This window comes from Nocardia sp. NPDC050630 (assembly GCF_044457245.1).
GTDB lineage: Bacteria > Actinomycetota > Actinomycetes > Mycobacteriales > Mycobacteriaceae > Nocardia.
In genome coordinates this window covers 333,418-351,493 of sequence record NZ_JBITGN010000004.1, presented here as the reverse complement: position 1 = coordinate 351,493, position 18,076 = coordinate 333,418, and the positions used below count along the sequence as shown (strand labels likewise).

15 protein-coding genes and 2 tRNA genes are annotated in these 18,076 nt (G+C 64.6%); 14 read left to right on the top strand and 3 right to left on the bottom strand.

The window, feature by feature from the left end; all coding sequences use genetic code 11:
• The first annotated feature begins 8 nt into the window (after positions 1-8).
• From ACIBG0_RS14240 to ACIBG0_RS14220, 5 genes are all read left to right on the top strand, one after another.
• The gene (locus tag ACIBG0_RS14240; protein ID WP_397032457.1) at positions 9-1,007 is read left to right on the top strand and encodes a sugar ABC transporter substrate-binding protein; all 999 of its coding nucleotides are present in this window, start codon (positions 9-11) and stop codon (positions 1,005-1,007) included.
• A 13-nt stretch (positions 1,008-1,020) separates the two neighbouring features.
• Positions 1,021-2,073 carry an ABC transporter permease gene (locus tag ACIBG0_RS14235; RefSeq protein ID WP_397032455.1) on the top strand — a complete coding sequence of 351 codons (1,053 nt, stop codon included), beginning with the start codon at positions 1,021-1,023 and terminating at the stop codon, positions 2,071-2,073.
• Entirely contained in the window at positions 2,070-2,906 is an 837-nt protein-coding gene (locus tag ACIBG0_RS14230) for an ATP-binding cassette domain-containing protein (protein ID WP_397032453.1), read from the top strand. Before ACIBG0_RS14235 ends, ACIBG0_RS14230 begins: the two co-directional genes overlap by 4 nt.
• On the top strand, positions 2,903-4,759 hold the full coding sequence (gene iolD / locus ACIBG0_RS14225) for a 3D-(3,5/4)-trihydroxycyclohexane-1,2-dione acylhydrolase (decyclizing) (RefSeq protein WP_397032451.1): 1,857 nt from the start codon (positions 2,903-2,905) through the stop codon (positions 4,757-4,759). Before ACIBG0_RS14230 ends, iolD begins: the two co-directional genes overlap by 4 nt.
• A 434-nt stretch (positions 4,760-5,193) precedes the next feature.
• Entirely contained in the window at positions 5,194-5,397 is a 204-nt protein-coding gene (locus ACIBG0_RS14220; protein ID WP_040693519.1) for a cold-shock protein, read from the top strand.
• 67 nt (positions 5,398-5,464) lie between these two features.
• On the opposite strand, the gene ACIBG0_RS14215 is transcribed toward ACIBG0_RS14220, so the two are convergent.
• Complete coding sequence (locus tag ACIBG0_RS14215) at positions 5,465-6,106, bottom strand: dihydrofolate reductase family protein (RefSeq protein ID WP_397032449.1); 642 nt, start codon at positions 6,104-6,106, stop codon at positions 5,465-5,467.
• Between the two features lie 105 nt (positions 6,107-6,211).
• Between ACIBG0_RS14215 and ACIBG0_RS14210 the strand changes: the two genes are divergently transcribed.
• The 5 genes from ACIBG0_RS14210 to ACIBG0_RS14190 all read left to right on the top strand — a co-directional run bounded on the left by ACIBG0_RS14210 (position 6,212) and on the right by ACIBG0_RS14190 (position 12,433).
• Positions 6,212-6,706 (top strand): winged helix-turn-helix transcriptional regulator, encoded by a 495-nt coding sequence (locus ACIBG0_RS14210; protein ID WP_397032447.1) that lies wholly within the window; start codon positions 6,212-6,214, stop codon positions 6,704-6,706.
• A 97-nt stretch (positions 6,707-6,803) separates the two neighbouring features.
• Complete coding sequence (locus tag ACIBG0_RS14205) at positions 6,804-8,303, top strand: hypothetical protein (RefSeq protein ID WP_397032699.1); 1,500 nt, start codon at positions 6,804-6,806, stop codon at positions 8,301-8,303.
• A 667-nt stretch (positions 8,304-8,970) separates the two neighbouring features.
• Positions 8,971-10,569: a phosphoglycerate dehydrogenase gene (gene serA, locus ACIBG0_RS14200; protein ID WP_397032445.1), complete on the top strand. Its 1,599-nt coding sequence runs from the start codon at positions 8,971-8,973 to the stop codon at positions 10,567-10,569.
• Between the two features lie 197 nt (positions 10,570-10,766).
• Positions 10,767-11,774: a 3-isopropylmalate dehydrogenase gene (locus ACIBG0_RS14195; protein WP_397032444.1), complete on the top strand. Its 1,008-nt coding sequence runs from the start codon at positions 10,767-10,769 to the stop codon at positions 11,772-11,774.
• Positions 11,775-11,851: 77 nt separating this feature from the next.
• Positions 11,852-12,433, top strand: coding sequence for a Uma2 family endonuclease (locus tag ACIBG0_RS14190; protein WP_397032442.1), 582 nt, complete (start codon positions 11,852-11,854; stop codon positions 12,431-12,433).
• 448 nt (positions 12,434-12,881) lie between these two features.
• On the opposite strand, the gene ACIBG0_RS14185 is transcribed toward ACIBG0_RS14190, so the two are convergent.
• On the bottom strand, positions 12,882-13,367 hold the full coding sequence (locus tag ACIBG0_RS14185) for a hypothetical protein (RefSeq protein WP_397032440.1): 486 nt from the start codon (positions 13,365-13,367) through the stop codon (positions 12,882-12,884).
• 464 nt (positions 13,368-13,831) lie between these two features.
• Entirely contained in the window at positions 13,832-14,992 is a 1,161-nt protein-coding gene (locus ACIBG0_RS14180; protein ID WP_397032697.1) for an MFS transporter, read from the bottom strand.
• Between the two features lie 231 nt (positions 14,993-15,223).
• On the opposite strand from ACIBG0_RS14180, the gene ACIBG0_RS14175 reads away from it, so the two are divergent.
• From ACIBG0_RS14175 to ACIBG0_RS14160, 4 genes are all read left to right on the top strand, one after another.
• On the top strand, positions 15,224-15,997 hold the full coding sequence (locus ACIBG0_RS14175) for a fumarylacetoacetate hydrolase family protein (protein WP_040693506.1): 774 nt from the start codon (positions 15,224-15,226) through the stop codon (positions 15,995-15,997).
• A gap of 13 nt (positions 15,998-16,010) precedes the next feature.
• A complete protein-coding gene (gene gltX / locus ACIBG0_RS14170; RefSeq protein WP_397032439.1) occupies positions 16,011-17,483 on the top strand; it encodes a glutamate--tRNA ligase in 1,473 nt (490 codons plus the stop codon).
• Between the two features lie 134 nt (positions 17,484-17,617).
• Positions 17,618-17,689, top strand: a tRNA-Gln gene (locus tag ACIBG0_RS14165).
• 154 nt (positions 17,690-17,843) lie between these two features.
• A tRNA-Glu gene (locus ACIBG0_RS14160) sits at positions 17,844-17,916 on the top strand.
• The last annotated feature ends 160 nt before the right edge of the window (positions 17,917-18,076 follow it).

Here is an 18,076-nt window from a genome sequence, read left to right as displayed (position 1 = left end):
TGACCACGATGTCGCTGAAAATAGGCACGGCGTGGTGGCGGCGATCCCGCCGCATGCTGCCGTGGCTGGCCGCGGCCAGCCTCCTCGCCGCGTGTACGGGTCCGGGTGCGGACGTACCGGCACCGACCCAATCCCCGGTCGCGCAAGGCAAATTGAGGTCTGTCGCGGTGGTGACCCACGGCAGCCCCGGCGACGCCTTCTGGAATGTCGTCAAGAACGGCGCGGAGGCCGCTGGCAAGGATCTCGGTGTCCGCGTCGAATACAACTCCTCGGGTGATCCGGGTCAGCAGGCCGAACTCATCGATAACGCGGTCGCGCAGGGCGTGGACGGTCTCGTCGTATCAATGGCGAACCCTGAAGCTCTGCGACCCTCGGTCGAAAAGGCGGTTGCCGCAGGTATTCCGGTAGTGACCATCAATTCGGGTGAGAGCGAGAGCGCCGAGTTCGGCGCGATCGGCCATGTGGGACAGAGCGAAACGCTGGCCGGACAGGCCGCGGGCAAGCGCCTCGCCGACGCCGGCCGCAAGAAGTTGCTGTGCGTGATCCACGAGGCGGGTAATATCGGTGCCAATCAGCGCTGTGACGGCGCTACCAAGGCCTTCGGCAATGGCAGCACGCTGCAGGTGGATATCAACAACCCCACCGACGCACAGTCCCGCATCAAAGGCGCTTTGCAGGCCGACAGGTCCATCGACGCCGTGCTGACGCTGAATTCACAGGTCGCCGCCCGCGCGGTGGACGCGGTGAAGGAATCGCAATCGTCCGCGACGGTCGCGACCTTCGACCTGAATACCGATGTGGTCGAGGCGCTCAGGGCCGGCAAGCTGCTATTCGCGGTGGACCAGCAGCAGTACGAGCAGGGCTATCTCCCTGTCGTGCTGCTGCAGTTGTATCGGACGAATCTGAACTCGGTCGGTGGTGGCGCACCGGTGCAGACGGGCCCCGCCTTCGTCGACAAGAACAACGTCGAAGCCGTCGCGGCCCGTGTGGCACTGGGCATGCGCTGAGGGAGTGGATGAAATGACTATTGCCACAAAAGCTTCCGAGGTCGCTCCGAGCGCACCGTCCGACGGGCCGTCGCTGTTGCAGCGAATGGTCGTGCGCCCCGAGATAGGCGCACTGCTCGGCGCCGCATTGGTCTTCGTATTCTTCTCGATCATCACCGACCGCTTCCTCAGTTCACTGGGTGTCGCGACCTGGTTGGACGATTCGTCCACGCTGGGCATCATGGCGGTCGCGGTCGCGCTGTTGATGATCGGCGGCGAATTCGACCTCTCGGCCGGGGTCATGACCGCTTCCACCGCACTGGTCACCGCATTACTCGCGGTGCACGCAGGGTGGAATGTCTGGCTCGCGCTGTTGATTTCACTGCTGTTCGCGCTCGCAGTCGGTGCCTTCAACGGCTGGCTCGTGATGCGAACGGGGTTACCGAGCTTCATCGTTACCCTCGGCACTTTCCTTGCGCTGCAAGGCCTCAACCTCGGCGTTACCCGCCTGGTCACCGGAACCGTTCAGATCTCGGGCATTCGAAGTGCCGCCGGATACAACTCGGCGGGCTGGGTCTTCGCATCGACATTGGATATAGGTGATACGCACTTGCAGGCGTCGGTCGTCTGGTGGGTGGTGCTGACCGCGATAGCCGCACTGGTCTTGGTGCGCACCAAGTTCGGCAACTGGATCTTCGCGGTAGGCGGTGCGCTGCCGAGCGCGCGGGCCGTCGGCGTCCCCGCCGATCGGACCAAAATCCTGCTCTTCATGACCACCGCCTTCGCCGGATGGGTTGTCGGATCGTGCAGCATCCTGCGGTTCTCCAGCGTGCAAGCGAATCAGGGCGTCGGGCTGGAACTGCACTACATCATCGCGGCCGTGGTCGGCGGCTGCCTGCTGACCGGTGGATTCGGTTCGGCGATCGGCGCCGCGATCGGTGCGCTGATCTTCGGCATGGCGCGGCAGGGCATTGTTTTCGCGGGGTGGGACAGCGACTGGTTCATGCTGTTCCTCGGCGTGCTGCTGCTGGCCGCGGTGTTGGTCAACAACATATTCAAGAAGCGAGCCGAAAGGGTACGCCGATGAACACAGCATCGCACAGCGATTCGATGGGGGGTGGTGGTCGGGTGACGGGTGGGCCAGCCCTGATCGAGGCGATCGATATCGGCAAGAGCTACGGCGGTGTCGTCGCCCTGCGTGAGGTCTCGACCGTGGTGAATGCGGGCCAGGTCACCTGCATCCTCGGCGATAACGGTGCGGGCAAATCGACCCTGATCAAGGTGCTCGCCGGAGTGCATCAGCACGACCGCGGTGAACTGAAGTTGGACGGCCAGCCGACCCGGTTGGCCTCGCCTCGCGAGGCTTTGGACCATGGCATCGCCACCGTCTACCAGGATCTCGCCGTGGTGCCGCTGATGAGCGTCTGGCGCAACTTCGTACTCGGCTCCGAGCCGACTGTCGGTTACGGTCCGTTGCGACTGCTCGACCGGCGCAAGGGCCGCGATATCGCACGAGGGGCGCTGGCGGATATGGGGATCGAGATCCGCGATATGGAACAGCCGGTCGGCACGCTGTCGGGCGGACAACGCCAGTGCATCGCGATCGCCAGGGCGGTGCACTACGGGGCCAAGGTGCTCATCCTCGACGAACCGACCGCCGCTCTCGGCGTGAAACAGGCCGGTGTCGTACTGAAGTACGTTGTGCAGGCCCGGGATCGCGGGCTAGGAGTCGTCCTCATCACGCACAACCCACACCACGCCTATCCAGTCGGCGATCGCTTCCTACTGCTCAAACGCGGTTCGACGCTCGGCTCGTACGAGAAGTCGGAGATCGACCTGCCGGAGCTGACCAGACAAATGGCCGGTGGCGCCGAATTGGACGCACTGCAGCACGAATTGCAGCGCGTGGTGACGCCGTGAGGCTGACAACGGCGCAGGCACTGGTCGGCTGGCTGGTCGCCCAGCATTCGGAGACCTTCGATGGTCGCGAAGTACCCCTCTTCCCGGCTGCTTTCGCGATATTCGGGCACGGCAATGTGCTCGGCCTCGGCACCGCGCTGTCCGAGCGTCGCGATGAAATCCCGGTCTGGCGTGGACATACGGAGCAGGGCATGGCGTTGGCGGCCATCGGCTTGGCCAAGGCGACTCACCGCCGCCAAGTCGGAATCGCGACGTCTTCGATCGGTCCCGGCGCGCTGAATATGGTGACCGCCGCTGGCGTGGCACATGCGAATCGCCTTCCATTGCTGTTGCTTCCGGGGGATACCTTCACCAACCGGGCACCGGATCCGGTACTGCAACAGGTCGAACACTTCGGTGACCCAACCATTACCGTCAATGATGCGTTCCGGGCGGTCAGTCGCTATTTCGACCGCATCACCCGACCGGAACAACTGATTGCCACGCTGCCGCAAGCGGCCAGGGTACTGACCGATGCGGCCGATGTCGGCCCGGTGACCTTGGCATTGCCACAGGACGTCCAAGCCGAGACCTATGACTTTCCCGATGCGCTTTTCGAACCGGTCGTACACCGAATCATGCGTTTGCGCCCCGACTCTCGGACGCTGACCGAGGCAGCACGGGCACTGCGCGCGGCGCGACGTCCACTGCTGGTCCTCGGCGGCGGTGTGCGCTACTCGGGTGCGGGTCGACTGGTCCTCGAATTCGCTGAGCGGCATGGCATTCCGATCACCGAGACGACCGCTGGTCGCACACTTGTACCGCACGACCACCAGTTGTATGCCGGTCCGCTCGGCATAACCGGCTCGGCATCGGCCAATGCCGCTGCGGCACAGGCGGATCTGGTGTTGGCCATCGGCACCCGACTTCAGGACTTCACCACCGCCTCCTGGACCGTCTTCGCTCCCGACGTCCGGCTGATCACCGTTAATACGGCCCGATTCGACGCCGTGAAGCACGGCGCACTCGCCGTTGTGGGTGATGCTGATGCGGCAGTCCGCGAATTGGCTGCGCTACTGACGAATTGGCGTGTCGATGCCGAATGGTCCGAGCGCGCGGAAGGGCTCCGCACCACCTGGGATACCCACGTCGACAAGCTGCGCGCTCCGACACCGGGTACCCCGACCTACGCCCAAATCGTGGGCGTTGTCAATGAATTGAGCGCGCCCGACGACTACGTCATGACGGCGGCGGGCGGTATGCCCGGCGAGCTGATCGGCGGATGGCGGGCCACCGGCACTGTGCCGACCATGGACGTCGAGTACGGGTTCTCCTGCATGGGTTATGAACTCGCGGGCGCTTGGGGTGCGGCCATGGCGCACGTGCACGGCCTGGTCACCACGTTGCTCGGCGACGGCTCCTATCTGATGCTCAACTCCGAGCTGTTCTCCGCGGCCTTCGCTGGCCACCGGTTCGTCGCGGTGGTCTGCGATAACGACGGCTACGCGGTGATCGCCCGACTCCAAGAGGGGCAGGGCGGCGACCCCTTCAACAACTTCTACGCCGACTGCCGCACCAACCACGTGCATCCGCCCCGCGCTGACTTCGCCAGCCACGCAAGAGCATTGGGCTGCGCAGTCTTCACCGCGGCGGATGTGACCGAATTCCGCGGCGCGTACGCGCGGGCCAGGGCAGCGGCCCTGAGCGAGTCCCGCCCGGCCGTTGTGGTCGTGCGCACCCAGCCGTCCGCTTGGACCGATGCGGGCGCGTGGTGGGAGGTCGGTGTGCCGGAGTACCTGGCGGGCCGCGCCGCCTACGACGAGGCGAAAGCGGCGCAGTTGCGTTACCTGAACAGAGCCGAATCGGCGGAGTAGCTGTTCGTGCCTGCGGCCCGAAATTTCCTCGTATGACGACCACGTGGCACACTTGGTCACGGCCGCATAACTGAAAACCGACCGCTTAGTGCACATTCGAGCTCGAACTGATGCATTTTCTTTGCGAATTCTTAGGTCCGGTGCGAGGCGTGTCACGAGCGGGGTTGCTGGGATTTCGGCACAGCCCCCACGGGTAGCCGAAAGTGTGCGCTGACCGGCCGATCTATGTTCCGTGTCCGCTGTTGATCAGGGTAGCCAGCCCTTCGCAACCGATGTTGCGTTCGCGGCCACATCGCTGCGCCAACGTCGATTTGCTCACAACTACCGCTGCTGGATGTGGCCGAATTCGTCGGATGATGGCATTGTTGATCGCGAGATCGGGCTCATCGAAGTGATTTGCTCGGCTCATCAACAGGAAGTAAGAAGTAAAGAACATGGCTCAAGGCAGTGTGAAGTGGTTCAACAGCGAGAAGGGCTTCGGCTTTATCGCTCAAGACGGAGGCGGCCCTGACGTCTTCGTGCATTACTCGGCCGTTTCCGGCTCGGGTTTCCGGTCCCTCGAAGAGGGCCAGCGCGTGGAGTTCGAGATCGGCCAGGGCCAGAAGGGTCCGCAGGCCCAGGACGTCCGCGCTATCTGATTCAGCGTGACTTAGGAGGCTCGCACCCGGCAGGGGGTGCGGGCCTCTCGTCGTTTCAGGGGATAATTCAGGCGCTCTTGGTAAAGGTGACATGGGTGACCGCGGGGGAGTGCACCGAACTGATCTCATAGCCCGACAGCGTGCCGAGATCCTCGTAGAGCCGCTCGCCCGCACCGAGCAGAATCGGGACAACCGCGAGATGCATCTCGTCCACTAGACCGGCGCGCAAGAATTGCCGGATCGCCGACGAGCCGCCCGCGAGCCGTACATCCTGACCGTCCGCGGCCTTGAATGCTTGACGCAGAACCTCTTCCGGCGGTTCGTTCACGAAATGGAACGTCGTGCCACCTTCCATCGGCAGTGACGGTCGCGTGTGATGGGTCATCACGAAGGTGTCGTGGTGGTAGGGCGGGTTGTCGCCCCACCAACCCTTCCATTCGTGATCGGTCCACGGACCGCGGATCGGGCCGAACATATTGCGCCCCATGATGGTTGCGCCGATGCCGGCATCGCCCGCGATCATGAAATCGTTGTCGATGCCCGTCTCGCCGGCATCAGTGCCGTCCCACTGGTGTGCGTAGCGTGTGGCCCACACCCAGTCGTGCAGCCGCAATCCACCCTCTCCGAGTGGGTTCTCGGGTCCCTGATTCGGTCCGGCGATGTAGCCGTCGAGCGATATCGCGATGTTGTGTACGCGCAACCTGGCCATGATTCCCTCTTTTCGGATCTGCTTGCATTTTGCAATCGCTTGTGGACAGCCTAAGTGCAACTGGTTGTAGAATGCAAGCAGAAATATCGACGGAAGGAGCGCCGCATGCGTGACGAGGGACGTTCGGGCTGCCCGATCAACGCGACCATCGAGGTGATCGGTGATCGGTGGACGCTGCTGGTGCTGCGTGACGTGATGTTCGGCAATCGCCGCCACTTCCGTGAGCTGCTTGCCGGATCGGAGGAGGGGATCGCATCCAACATTTTGTCCGACCGGCTCAAGCGCCTGGTCGCGGCCGGACTGCTCAGTCGCGAGGACACGCGTCCGGGCCAGAAGGCTGAGTACCGGCTCACTGAGCCCGCGATCCAACTGGTGCCGATCATGGCTCAGTTGGGCGCATGGGGGCTGCGGCATCGCCCGACGACGAAGCACCTGCGCGTACGCGCGGAACTCCTCGAGGAGGGTGGACCGCAGCTGTGGGCCGAGTTCATGGACGAACTGCGCGAGTCGCACCTCGGGATTCCTCGCCATGATCCGGACGCCCCGACTGCCACCGACCGGTTGGCGCGCGCTTACGCCGCCGCGGTCGCCGAGGTGTGACGGGCCGATCGGTGCCCTCTCGATGACATCCGTTGTCTGCCAAGGCGACACAGGTAAGCGACAGCTGATTCGCGCCCGATGTGTGACGATGAGCGCCGTGCCCGATTGGACCTATCACCCGTTGCGCCCGATGGCGAATGCCTTGCTCGGGGAGCGTCGCGCGCAACTTCTGGCACTGCGATTGCTGGCGGGTGTGATCGCACTGCCGGGCGGCGGGCGGGCGATCGAGCACGTTTTCGACCATCCGCAGTTGCCCGCCGAATGGGCCGAGCGATTCGGTGCACGGGTTCCGGTCGAGGTCGCGCGGGACGCCATCCGGGTGCTGCCCGTGCAGGGCGCTGGCGTCGTCGAGGTCGGGCCGGTGGGCCGCGACGATATCGCGGCCGTGCGTGCCGCCGCACTGGATCGCCGTTGCCGCGTCATCGCGCTGGTCGACGATCCGGAGGTGGGCGAGGCGCTGGAGTCGCACGTTGACCAGGTCATCGTCGGCGGACCTGTTGATCGGCACTACCTGACCGAACTCGATACCGCCGCGGCGGTGACGGCCCTGGCCGATCCTGCCGCCATCGTGCTCGCGACACCCGGGGTGCTGATCGCGGCCGGACCCAGCTGGTTCAACCGCGTCATCGAGGCCGCGCAACCGACCGCACCACCGCCACCGACGCTGCGCGACGTGCCGCTGGACCCGCGCCGCTGGCCTGCCTGGTGTTGGGGCCTGCTGGTCGGCATTGGCCTGATCGTCGCCGGAATCGGCGCGGCGGCAATCACTTTGGGTCCGATACTGCTCTGGTACGACCGCGACTACCTCGGCACGGATGTGGACGGACTGCGCGAAATCAACCACCACGTGGTGCATTTCCTGCAGCACGATCGAATCACCATGGCGGGCAATATGATCGCCATCGGCGTACTGTACAGCGGTCTGGCCTGGGGCGGCATCCGGCTGGGTCGGGTCTGGGCCCGCAATGCGTATCTGCTCTCCGGGCTGATCGGGTTTCCAACGCTGTTCTACTTCTTGGTGATCGGCTTCGTCGAGCCACTGCACGTCACGGCGGCGGTGGTGCTGTTCCCGATGTTCCTGCTCGCGGTGTGGCACAAGCCGACCACGCCGTATTGGACGGTGCCGCCGGAATGTCCCGAGCGGATCAGGCGGCGCGCACTTGTGGGCCAGCTTCTGCTGATCGCGACCGGGGTTGGCGTATTCATCGGCGGCTTTGTCATCTCGACCGTTGGACTCACCTTCGTCTTCGTACCGACGGATCTGACGTTCATGCATACCGATGCCGCCACGCTGGAAGCAGCTAACCCACACCTGCTCCCGTTCATCGCCCACGACCGCGCCGGATTCGGCGGCGCGCTGATGGCGACGGCGGTGGCGATCGTGGGGCTCGGGCTGTGGGGCTGGCGACAGGGCGAGGCGTGGGTGTGGTGGACATTGCTCGGTGCGGCCGTCGCGGGCTCGGCCAGCGCGCTGGTGATCCACTTCTTCATCCATTACACCGCGTTCATCCATCTGCTGCCGGTGTATTTCGGTAGCGCCATGCTTGCTCTGGCGTTGATCTTGGCGCGTCCGTATCTGGCGTATCGCGCCGATTAATACCATTGCCTCGCGATATGGCGGCCATTCGCTCTGTCCGTCCGAATGTTGCCGAGGTCGTGCGGGCCCTATCTCGGATAGATCTCAGGCCGTGTCGTGCATTCTCTTAGGGATCTCTTAGAAATCGTCTTTTGCTGAGCTAACTATAGTTGGAAAAGGCGCATCCGACCTGCGCTAATGCAGGTATGGCCTGATCAGAGGCATGTTGGACGATTGTTCAGATCACAATGCAAAGCGATATGTAGTCTGCGTCACAATTCGACGGAATTTCGTAACCGGATTTATCCGGGCTCCGATGTGCCATGTGTCAGCCAGTTCGACTGGATTAGTTTCGACGAAGAGGAATTTCATGATCCCCGTTATCATCGACACCGGTTCCGCCGCCCTGAACGGGCTGTTCTCCACCGGTAGCGCTGCTCTGCACGGTATTCTCAACACCCTGTGGACGGGTTCTTTCGGCGGCTGATAGTGCTGTCTCGGTCGACTGATTCGACCGCGCCGCCGCCACCGTGACGGCGTGCGACGAGGGAAGGCCTCGCACTGATGGTGCGGGGCCTTCCTTCATGTTGAGGCACCCGCCTACCGGGGGGTAGGCCGCGGCGGAATCCGGCCAACTAAGCTGGTGCGCGGTAATTGCCGACCCCTTTCCTTCCAGGAGTACCCCACAGTGAGCCAAGCAGGCCGTCCTGTTGTTCTGATCGCCGACAAGCTCGCCCAGTCGACCGTCGACGCGCTCGGTGACGGTGTCGAGGTCCGCTGGGTCGACGGCCCGGACCGTCCGGCGCTGCTGGCCGCGGTGCCCGAGGCGGATGCGCTACTCGTCCGCTCGGCGACCACGGTCGACGCCGAGGTGCTCGAGGCCGGGAAGAATCTGAAGATCGTCGCCCGTGCCGGCGTCGGCCTCGATAATGTCGATGTCCCCGCGGCTACTGAGCGCGGCGTCATGGTCGTCAACGCGCCCACCTCCAACATTCACACCGCCGCCGAGCACGCCGTCACGCTGCTGCTGGCCGCTGCCCGCCAGATCCCGGCCGCCGATTCCACCCTGCGCGAGCGGACCTGGCAGCGCAGCAAGTTCAACGGCGTCGAGATCTTCGACAAGACCGTCGGTGTGGTCGGCCTCGGTCGCATCGGCCAGCTGTTCGCCGCGCGTCTGGCCGCCTTCGAAACCAAGGTGATTGCCTACGACCCCTACGTCTCCCCCGCCCGCGCCGCCCAGCTCGGTATCGAACTGCTGAGCCTGGACGAGCTGCTCGAGCGCGCCGACCTGATCTCGGTGCACCTGCCGAAGACGCCGGAGACCAAGGGCATCATCGGCAAGGAAGCGATCGCCAAGACCAAGCCGGGCGTCATCATCGTCAATGCCGCACGCGGTGGGCTGGTCGATGAGCAGGCGCTCGCCGACGCCATCAAGTCCGGGCACGTGCGCGCCGCCGGTCTGGATGTATTCGACACCGAACCGTGCACCGACAGCCCGCTGTTCGATCTGCCGCAGGTCGTGGTGACCCCGCACCTGGGTGCATCCACCGCCGAGGCGCAGGACCGCGCCGGCACCGACGTCGCCAAGTCCGTACTGCTTGCCCTGGCCGGTGAGTTCGTGCCGGGCGCGGTGAACGTCACCGGTGGCGCCGTCGGCGACGAGGTCGCGCCGTGGCTCGAGATCGTGCGCAAGCAGGGGCACCTGCTCGGTGCGGTGTCCAACGAGCTGCCGGTCAGCGTCGAGGTGCAGGTGCGTGGCGAGCTGGCCGCCCAAGATGTCGCGGTGCTGGAGCTTTCGGCGCTGCGCGGCATCTTCTCCGCGCTGGTCGAGGACCAGGTCACCTTCGTCAACGCTCCCGCCCTGGCCAAGGAACGCGGCATCACCGCCGAGGTCACCAAGGTTTCGGAGAGCCCGAGCCACCGCAGCGTCGTCGACCTGCGCGCCGTCTTCGGCGACGGCAGCACCCTGAATGTGGCTGGCACGCTGACCGAACCGCAGCAGGTGCAGAAGATCGTCAACATCAACGGCCGTAACTACGACATGCGCGCCGAGGGCCTGAACCTCGCCGTACTGAACTATGACGACAAGCCGGGCGCGCTGGGCAAGATCGGCACCAAGCTCGGTGCGGCCGACATCGATATCCTCGCCGCTCAGCTGAGCCAGGATGTCGACAAGGAGGGTGCGACCGTGATTCTCCGTGTGGCTCGCGAAGTCCCCGCCGACGTCCAGGCCGCGATCGCGGAATCCGTCGGCGCCGCCAAGATCGTCCAAGTCGACCTCTTCTGACCGCTATCGGCGCCGCGCACACCCCAATCCGTGCGCGGCGCCGTCACATGTGCTGCGCTCGAATTGTCCGCCGCGCACGTGATTGCCGGAAAACAGTGCGCGGCATGCGAAAACGTGCGCTGCGACGTCCGGCAGCGTCGAGGTATGCGGGGCGAAGTACGGTGGCGGTTGGCATTACTGAACGGAGCATTGGTGTTATGAAGCTTGCTGTTATTGCTGGGGATGGGATCGGGCCCGAGGTGATCGCGGAGGCGCTCAAGGTGCTCGACGTGGTGCAGCCGGGGGTGGAGAAGACGCAATACGACCTGGGCGCCCGGCGCTATCACGCGACCGGTGAGGTTCTGCCGGATTCGGTGCTGCCCGAGTTGAAACAGCACGATGCGATCCTGCTCGGTGCGATCGGTGATCCATCGGTGCCCAGCGGCGTGCTCGAGCGCGGACTGCTGCTGCGCACCCGGTTCGCGCTGGATCACCATGTGAACCTGCGTCCGTCGAAGCTGTACCCGGGCGTGACCAGCCCGCTCGCGGGCAATCCGGATATCGACTTCGTGGTCGTGCGCGAGGGCACCGAAGGCCCCTACACCGGCACCGGCGGAGCGATCCGGGTACAGACACCGCACGAGGTCGCCACCGAGGTGAGCACCAATACCCGCTTCGGCATCGAGCGTGTCGTCCGCTACGCCTTCGCGAAGGCCCAGGCCCGGCGCAAGCACCTCACCTTGGTGCACAAGAACAATGTGCTGGCCTTCGCCGGTTCGCTGTGGCAGCGCACGGTAGACGAGGTCGCGGCGGAGTTTCCGGAAGTGCAGACGGCCTACCAGCACATCGATGCCGCCACCATCCACATGGTCAACGATCCGGGCCGCTTCGATGTGATCGTCACCGACAACCTCTTCGGCGACATCATCACCGACCTCGCGGCCGCGGTCAGCGGTGGTATCGGCCTGGCGGCCAGCGGCAATATCGATGCCTCCGGCACCAATCCGAGTATGTTCGAACCGGTCCACGGCAGTGCCCCCGATATCGCGGGTCAGTCCAAGGCCGATCCGACCGCCGCGATTTTGTCGGTGTCGTTGCTGCTCAACCATCTCGGAAATACCGAAGGCGCCGCCCGCATCGAAGCGGCGGTCGCCAAGGATCTCGCGTCGCGCACGGATGCGGCATCGACCGTCGAGATCGGAGATCGGATCGCCGCGGCGGTCTGAGGTGTTCTGTCCGGGGCCCGCGCTCGAGCGAGTTCGAGTGCGGGCCTTTCGGATTCGGAAGAACGTGAGGGAGTCCGATGACCGAGCGTCGGGGACCGTATACCGATGTGGATCTGCGTGCTTTGTCGGACGGCGGTAAGGGTTTCGAACTCGAGGACGGCTGGTTGATCGCGGTCGCGGGCGGTGCGCGTCACGATTTCGTGGTGCAGCGACTCGGGCGGCTCATCGATATCGCGGCCGGAGGGGCCGCGGTGCATGTATTCATCGGTGGTGGTTGGGAAGTCAACACGCCCAGCGGCATTCGTAAGCCCGATATCGTGGTGCTTCCGAGAGATGTCGCGCGGGCTGCGGTTGTCGCCGAAACACCGAGACTGGTTTCCGGTGCGCAGGTGCTGCTCGCTGTGGAGGTCGTCGCGCCGGGCGATGGCAGCGAACGCACCGATCGGGTCAGGAAGGTGCGCGAGTACGCGGCGATCGACATTGCGCAGTACTGGATAGTGGAGCATCATCCGGAGGTCCGGATCCACCGAATGCTGCTCGCGGACGGCGCCTTTCGCGCCCGTCCAGTGGTGACGGCAGGAACTGTATTCAGTGCGGCGATCCGCGCCGACCCACCGTTCGAAGTGAGTTTCGATCCGGCCGTCTTGATCGAGATCTGAACAATCGGTCAGTGCGCCACCACCCGCCACGGCGGTGTCCCGAATCGACTCGTAGACGGCATCGGTGGTGCGTGCTATCCGCAGGGAAGGTACTGCGCGCCAGGGGCACTCGCTGAGCCGGGAACTGCCCAGCCGTGCGGAGGTGGCGGCCAATTGGGCGCGGCCGGTGGGCGTGGCGGTACCGGAGCGAACATCGGAGGTGTTACCCAGTGGGGCGACGGGGTCGGCCAACCGTAGTCAGGCCAGGGCGGCGGCGGAGGCGGCCAACCGAATTGCGTGCGGCCAGGCCGAGAAGGAGTTGGCCAACCGAGTGCCTTGGAAGAATCCGGCGGCGTCTGCCAGCCGGGCGGCGCTGTTGGGATCGGCGCGTCGGGCGGGTGGCGGATGGCATTGGAGTCTTGGGGCACGGTTATCTCCTCTGTTGTAAGGGAATTCGGGGTAGCGGGGATCACTGGGTCGGCGGGGCCGGGGGCTTCGGCAGGTCGGGTGGGGTGGGCATCCGGGTTGGGCCGGGTGGCATGGGCATGCGCGGTGGAGTGGGGAATCCGGTCGGCGGAGTGAGGAATCCGGGTGGAGTCGGGGGAACCTGCGGAGTCGGGGGAACGGGTGGTGTCGGGGGTGTGAGGAACGGGCCCATCGGGGGCATTGGGCCGCTGAAGCGTTGGAAGGCCGCTTGGCGGGAGGTGCCGAGGAGGTCGCCGATCTCGGCCCAGGTGTGGCCTTCTTCGCGCGCCTGTCGAGCCAGGGTGTGCAGGATGTCGTCGACGAGTCGACTGAGATTTCGGGTCGCGGTGAGCGCGGCGAGCACCGGCACGCTGGGTTTGCCCTCCTCCGGGCGTAGGACTCCCACGACCAGTTCCGCATTGGCGGACAACAACTTTCCGAGCATCGCCCGCTCGTCCTGCGGGTCGACGCGCTGCTTTTCGTCGGACATATGTAAAGACTGACTTGACATGCGCGGCCTGTCAAGGCTCGGTTTACATCCTGGGTGGAGCAGGTGATCTTGCCGTGCCAGCAAGCAGACCCGATCGGCGTGCGAGGTTCGCGAGTACGCGCCAGCAATAGTCCACCATCCATGGCGGCAGCCATCCCGAGTCGCAGTCCGCAGCGGAGGAGTATCCGGATACCGGACCGGACAAGTTGATTCTGGAGGCTTCCGGTCGACCGAGGGGCGGTGCCGTTGGACCAAGACGTTCGAGTCCATCTCTCGGTTCTCGACGGTGACGCCTACTCCTGAGTCGTCCGGCGAGGCGGACAAGCCTCCGTGGTCGGCTTCGATCCAGTCGCACTGCTCACGCTGAGTCCCGGTTCGCGCGAGAAGGTGGTGTCGAGTGTCTGGCGTACATGCATCGCGCCCGCCGCGGCGAACCGGGACGGGCGCGAATTCCTCAGGGCCCGTTATCCAGTTCGTCGATGAACAGGAACCAGCGGAACCGCTGCCATCGCCAGCACGGCGGCCAACAGATAGGCGGCAGAGAAGCCGCTTGCCGTGATCAACGCGCCGAAAACCGGTGGTATTGCGGCCATTGCGAGGTTCTGACCAGTGTTCTGAATACCGAGTCCACGTCCGCTCCAGAACGGTCCGGCGATCTCGGCGACCGCAGTGAACGCCAAACCGTTATCGGAGACCGTGATGACCGACGCGGCGATCAGTAGCGGAATAGCCGCCCACCACACCTGCGTCCATGCGGCAAATGCCAAAGCGCCCATCGAGATAACGGCGGCGATGGCGACGGCGCGCAGCGGTCCCAGTCGGCTGCCGACGCGGTCGGACCAGGCGCCAGCGCCGATTCGCCCTAGGGCGCCGAGGAATTGGGTTCCGGTCACCAGAGCACCTGCTACGGGTAGTGACCAGCCAACGTCATTGTGCAACCACAATAATGCGAAAGTCCATACGGTCCCTTGGGGAATGCACAGCAGCACCGACACCGCATGGATGCGCCACAGTGTGGAATCGCCGCGATAAGGATTGGCCCGGTCTGCCGCGGCACCCGCGGGCCGTGGCGGATCGATGATTCCGATCAGACAGCCAAGCGCGGCAATCCCCGCCATCACCGCGGGCACCAGGATGGCCGCCGAGACACCGTGCGCGGCCGCGACAGCCGGAATGCTGAGCGCGCCGATTCCGACACCGATGGGTTGGGCGGTCTGTCGAATTCCCATGGCCAGTCCGCGTCGCTGCGGTGGGAACCATCCGACGATCACCCGCCCGCTGGCGCCATTCGTACTCGCCGCGCCGACCCCACCCAGGAACAGCAATGCGCCGAGCAGCACGTAATCGGAGACGGTTGCCGCCGCGATGCCCGCGCCGAACATCAGCAGCGGCCCGCTGACCAGCACCTTGTGCTCACCGATCCGGTCGACGACATATCCCCAGGCGATCAGCGTGCACACCAACCCGACGGTTGGCATGGCCACCAGCAGGCCCGCGGTGGCCAGCGGCATGCCATCGGCCGTTAGCGCGGGCAGGAGAAATGGCACCCCGTGGATGAAGACGGCGCTGGAGGCCTGGGCGAATACGCCGAGGCCGAGCATCGACCACCGTCGCATGTCGGGCATCTGCGTCACGGTCGTAGTCACCGGCCTCACCTCGAAATCTCAAAATGTGGGAATGAGTTCTCATTGTGTGAACGTCGCGTCTCACCGTACACCCAGTGCGCAAGTGGATTCCGCTGTGGTTCTGTCGAACGGCTCGGATCGCGGGCCGTCGAACCGGCCGCCCAGAACGGTTCCGGACCGCTCGGTCGGGCGCGTTCGAGCAGGTCGAGGGCGGTCGATAGACTGCGGTGCATGCGTCTAGGTCGAATCGCCAGTCCCGATGGAGTCGCTTTCGTCAGCATCGAAGGGGAGGGGAGCGAGAGCGTCGCCAAGGAGATCGCGGAACATCCGTTCGGTACTCCCACATTCACCGGGCGGAGTTGGCCGTTGGCCGATGTGCGCCTGCTCGCGCCGATTCTGGCCAGCAAGGTGGTCTGCATCGGTAAGAACTACGCCGCGCACGCGGCCGAAATGGGCGGGGTCGCACCGGCGGATCCGGTGATCTTCATGAAGCCGAGCACCTCGATCATCGGCCCGAACGCGTCGATCGTATTGCCGCCCAGTTCATCCCAGGTCGACTACGAGGGCGAGCTGGCAATCGTCATCGGCCGCCCGTGCAAGGATGTGCCCGCAGCCCGCGCGCTCGATGTGGTGCTCGGCTACACCGTCGCCAACGATGTGACCGCGCGCGATCAGCAGAAGCACGACGGCCAGTGGACCCGAGGCAAGGGCTACGACACTTTCTGCCCGCTCGGACCGTGGATCGAAACCTCGCTGGACCCTTCGGATCTGGAGATCGTCACCGAAGTCGACGGCGAGGTCCGCCAGCGCAGTCGCACTTCGCTTCTGCTGCACGATATTCCGAAGTTCATCGAGTGGGTTACCACGGTGATGACGCTGCTGCCCGGCGATGTGCTGCTCACCGGCACCCCGGAGGGCGTCGGCCCGCTACAGGCCGGGCAGAACGTCTCCGTGACCGTCGAGGGCATCGGAACCCTCACCAATCCTGTTGCCGCCAAACGCTAGTCGAAAGAGAGCCATGACTGAAGTACGGGTCCGCTTCTGCCCGTCACCGACCGGAACGCCGCATGTCGGCCTGGTCCGGACGGCGCTGTTCAATTGGGCGTACGCCCGCCACACCGGCGGGAAGTTCGTCTTCCGCATCGAAGACACCGATGCCGCACGCGATTCCGAAGAATCCTACGGTGCCATCCTGGACGCGCTGCGCTGGCTCGGCCTCACCTGGGACGAGGGGCCGGAGGTCGGTGGGCCCTATGCGCCTTATCGGCAATCGCAGCGACGCGAGCTGCATATGGAGGTCGTGCGGAATTTGCTGGCCGCCGGCGAAGCCTATGAATCCTTCTCCACGCCCGAAGAAGTCGAGCAGCGCCACCGCGCGGCGGGCCGCGATCCGAAACTCGGTTACGACAACTACGACCGCGATCTCACCCCCGACGAGATCGCGGCCCATCGTGCCGCCGGACGGCCGGCGGTAATCCGGCTCCGAATGCCCGACGAAGACATCACCTGGCACGATCTTGTGCGTGGTGAAACCACCTTCAAAGCGGGTACCGTGCCCGATTTCGCACTCACTCGCGGTAATGGCGATCCGCTCTATACGCTGGTTAACCCGGTCGACGACGCATTGATGAAGATCACCCATGTGTTGCGCGGTGAGGACATTCTCTCGTCCACTCCACGTCAAATCGCGCTCTATGCGGCTATGCGCCGGATCGGCGTCGCGGAGTTCACTCCGGAGTTCGGTCATCTGCCGTTCGTGATGGGCCAGGGCAACAAGAAGTTGTCCAAGCGCGATCCGGAGTCGAATCTGTTCGTCCATCGGGATCGGGGATTCATCCCGGAGGGTTTGCTGAATTACCTGGCGCTACTCGGCTGGGGCATCGCGGAAGATCGCGATGTTTTCTCGATGGCGGAGATGGTAGCGGCCTTCGATATCTCGACGGTGAATTCGAATCCGGCTCGTTTCGATCAGAAGAAGGCCGACGCACTCAACGCCGAACACATCCGATTGCTGGAGCCGGGTGATTTCACGCACCGCTTGCGTGAGTTCCTCACCGAACACGGCCACATCGGCGCCGACATCGACGACAAGTTGTTCGCCGCGGCCGCCGAACTGGTACAGACCAGGATTGTGGTGTTGTCCGACGCGTGGGATCTGCTGAGTTTCTTGTTCGCGCCCGCGGAACAGTTCGCGATTGATCCGGCAGCGGGGTCGAAAAACCTCGGTTCCGAAGCGACGCCGGTATTGGATGCCGCCATTGCCGCGCTGGAGCCGCTGACTTCCTGGACCACCCCCGCTATCGAGGATGCGCTCAAAACTTCGCTGATCGATGATCTGGGGCTCAAACCGCGCAAGGCGTTCGCACCAGTGCGAGTGGCAGTGACGGGTTCGCATATCAGCCCGCCGCTGTACGAATCACTGGAGTTGCTCGGCCGCGAGACGAGCCTGGCACGGCTGCGCTCGGCGCGGGAGTGGACCGCGCCGGCCTGAAATTCCCGCTCTGACCGAAAAACAGGGCGTTGACCAGCCGATTTGTAGTAGACCGTATCCGGTTTGGTACTCTACTTCTCGGCTCGGAACAAGGCCTCGGGTCAGCCGGACACGAGGTCGAACGTCCTGGTCATTGGGGTATGGTGTAATTGGCAACACAGCTGATTCTGGTTCAGCCATTCTAGGTTCGAGTCCTGGTACCCCAGCGGAAATGTTGTTCTTCTCTCGGCGCGCGACCGAAAGTTGTTCAGCATCCGGCGATTTGGTCACCGAGCTTCGGTCGGCTAAGCTAGCCGAGCTTCCACTGATCGAAAGATCAACCGGAAAGATCACCCACTGAAATGTGGGCGATCTAGTCCTGGCCCCGTCGTCTAGCGGCCTAGGACGCCGCCCTCTCAAGGCGGTAGCGCGGGTTCGAATCCCGTCGGGGCTACGCAGAATGGGAGGCCCATGCTCATGGAGAGCATGGGCCTTTTTCTGCTTCGCATTGTTTGTGGGGGTGAAACCCCCACACCCCCACCCGGAGGGCTTCGCCCCCGGACCCCCGAGTTTGGCCGGGGGCTTCGCCCCGGAATGGCAGGTCAGGGGCCGTT

What these genes read in the sequence shown, in the direction of transcription:
- ACIBG0_RS14240 (WP_397032457.1), top strand. Translation starts at nt 9, where the DNA reads ATGTCGCTGAAAATAGGCACGGCGTGGTGGCGGCGATCCCGCCGCATG.
- ACIBG0_RS14235 (WP_397032455.1), top strand. Translation starts at nt 1,021, where the DNA reads ATGACTATTGCCACAAAAGCTTCCGAGGTCGCTCCGAGCGCACCGTCC.
- ACIBG0_RS14230 (WP_397032453.1), top strand. Translation starts at nt 2,070, where the DNA reads ATGAACACAGCATCGCACAGCGATTCGATGGGGGGTGGTGGTCGGGTG.
- ACIBG0_RS14220 (WP_040693519.1), top strand. Translation starts at nt 5,194, where the DNA reads ATGGCTCAAGGCAGTGTGAAGTGGTTCAACAGCGAGAAGGGCTTCGGC.
- ACIBG0_RS14215 (WP_397032449.1), bottom strand. Translation starts at nt 6,106, where the DNA reads ATGGCCAGGTTGCGCGTACACAACATCGCGATATCGCTCGACGGCTAC.
- ACIBG0_RS14210 (WP_397032447.1), top strand. Translation starts at nt 6,212, where the DNA reads ATGCGTGACGAGGGACGTTCGGGCTGCCCGATCAACGCGACCATCGAG.
- ACIBG0_RS14195 (WP_397032444.1), top strand. Translation starts at nt 10,767, where the DNA reads ATGAAGCTTGCTGTTATTGCTGGGGATGGGATCGGGCCCGAGGTGATC.
- ACIBG0_RS14190 (WP_397032442.1), top strand. Translation starts at nt 11,852, where the DNA reads ATGACCGAGCGTCGGGGACCGTATACCGATGTGGATCTGCGTGCTTTG.
- ACIBG0_RS14185 (WP_397032440.1), bottom strand. Translation starts at nt 13,367, where the DNA reads ATGTCCGACGAAAAGCAGCGCGTCGACCCGCAGGACGAGCGGGCGATG.
- ACIBG0_RS14180 (WP_397032697.1), bottom strand. Translation starts at nt 14,992, where the DNA reads ATGCCCGACATGCGACGGTGGTCGATGCTCGGCCTCGGCGTATTCGCC.
- ACIBG0_RS14175 (WP_040693506.1), top strand. Translation starts at nt 15,224, where the DNA reads ATGCGTCTAGGTCGAATCGCCAGTCCCGATGGAGTCGCTTTCGTCAGC.
- gltX (WP_397032439.1), top strand. Translation starts at nt 16,011, where the DNA reads ATGACTGAAGTACGGGTCCGCTTCTGCCCGTCACCGACCGGAACGCCG.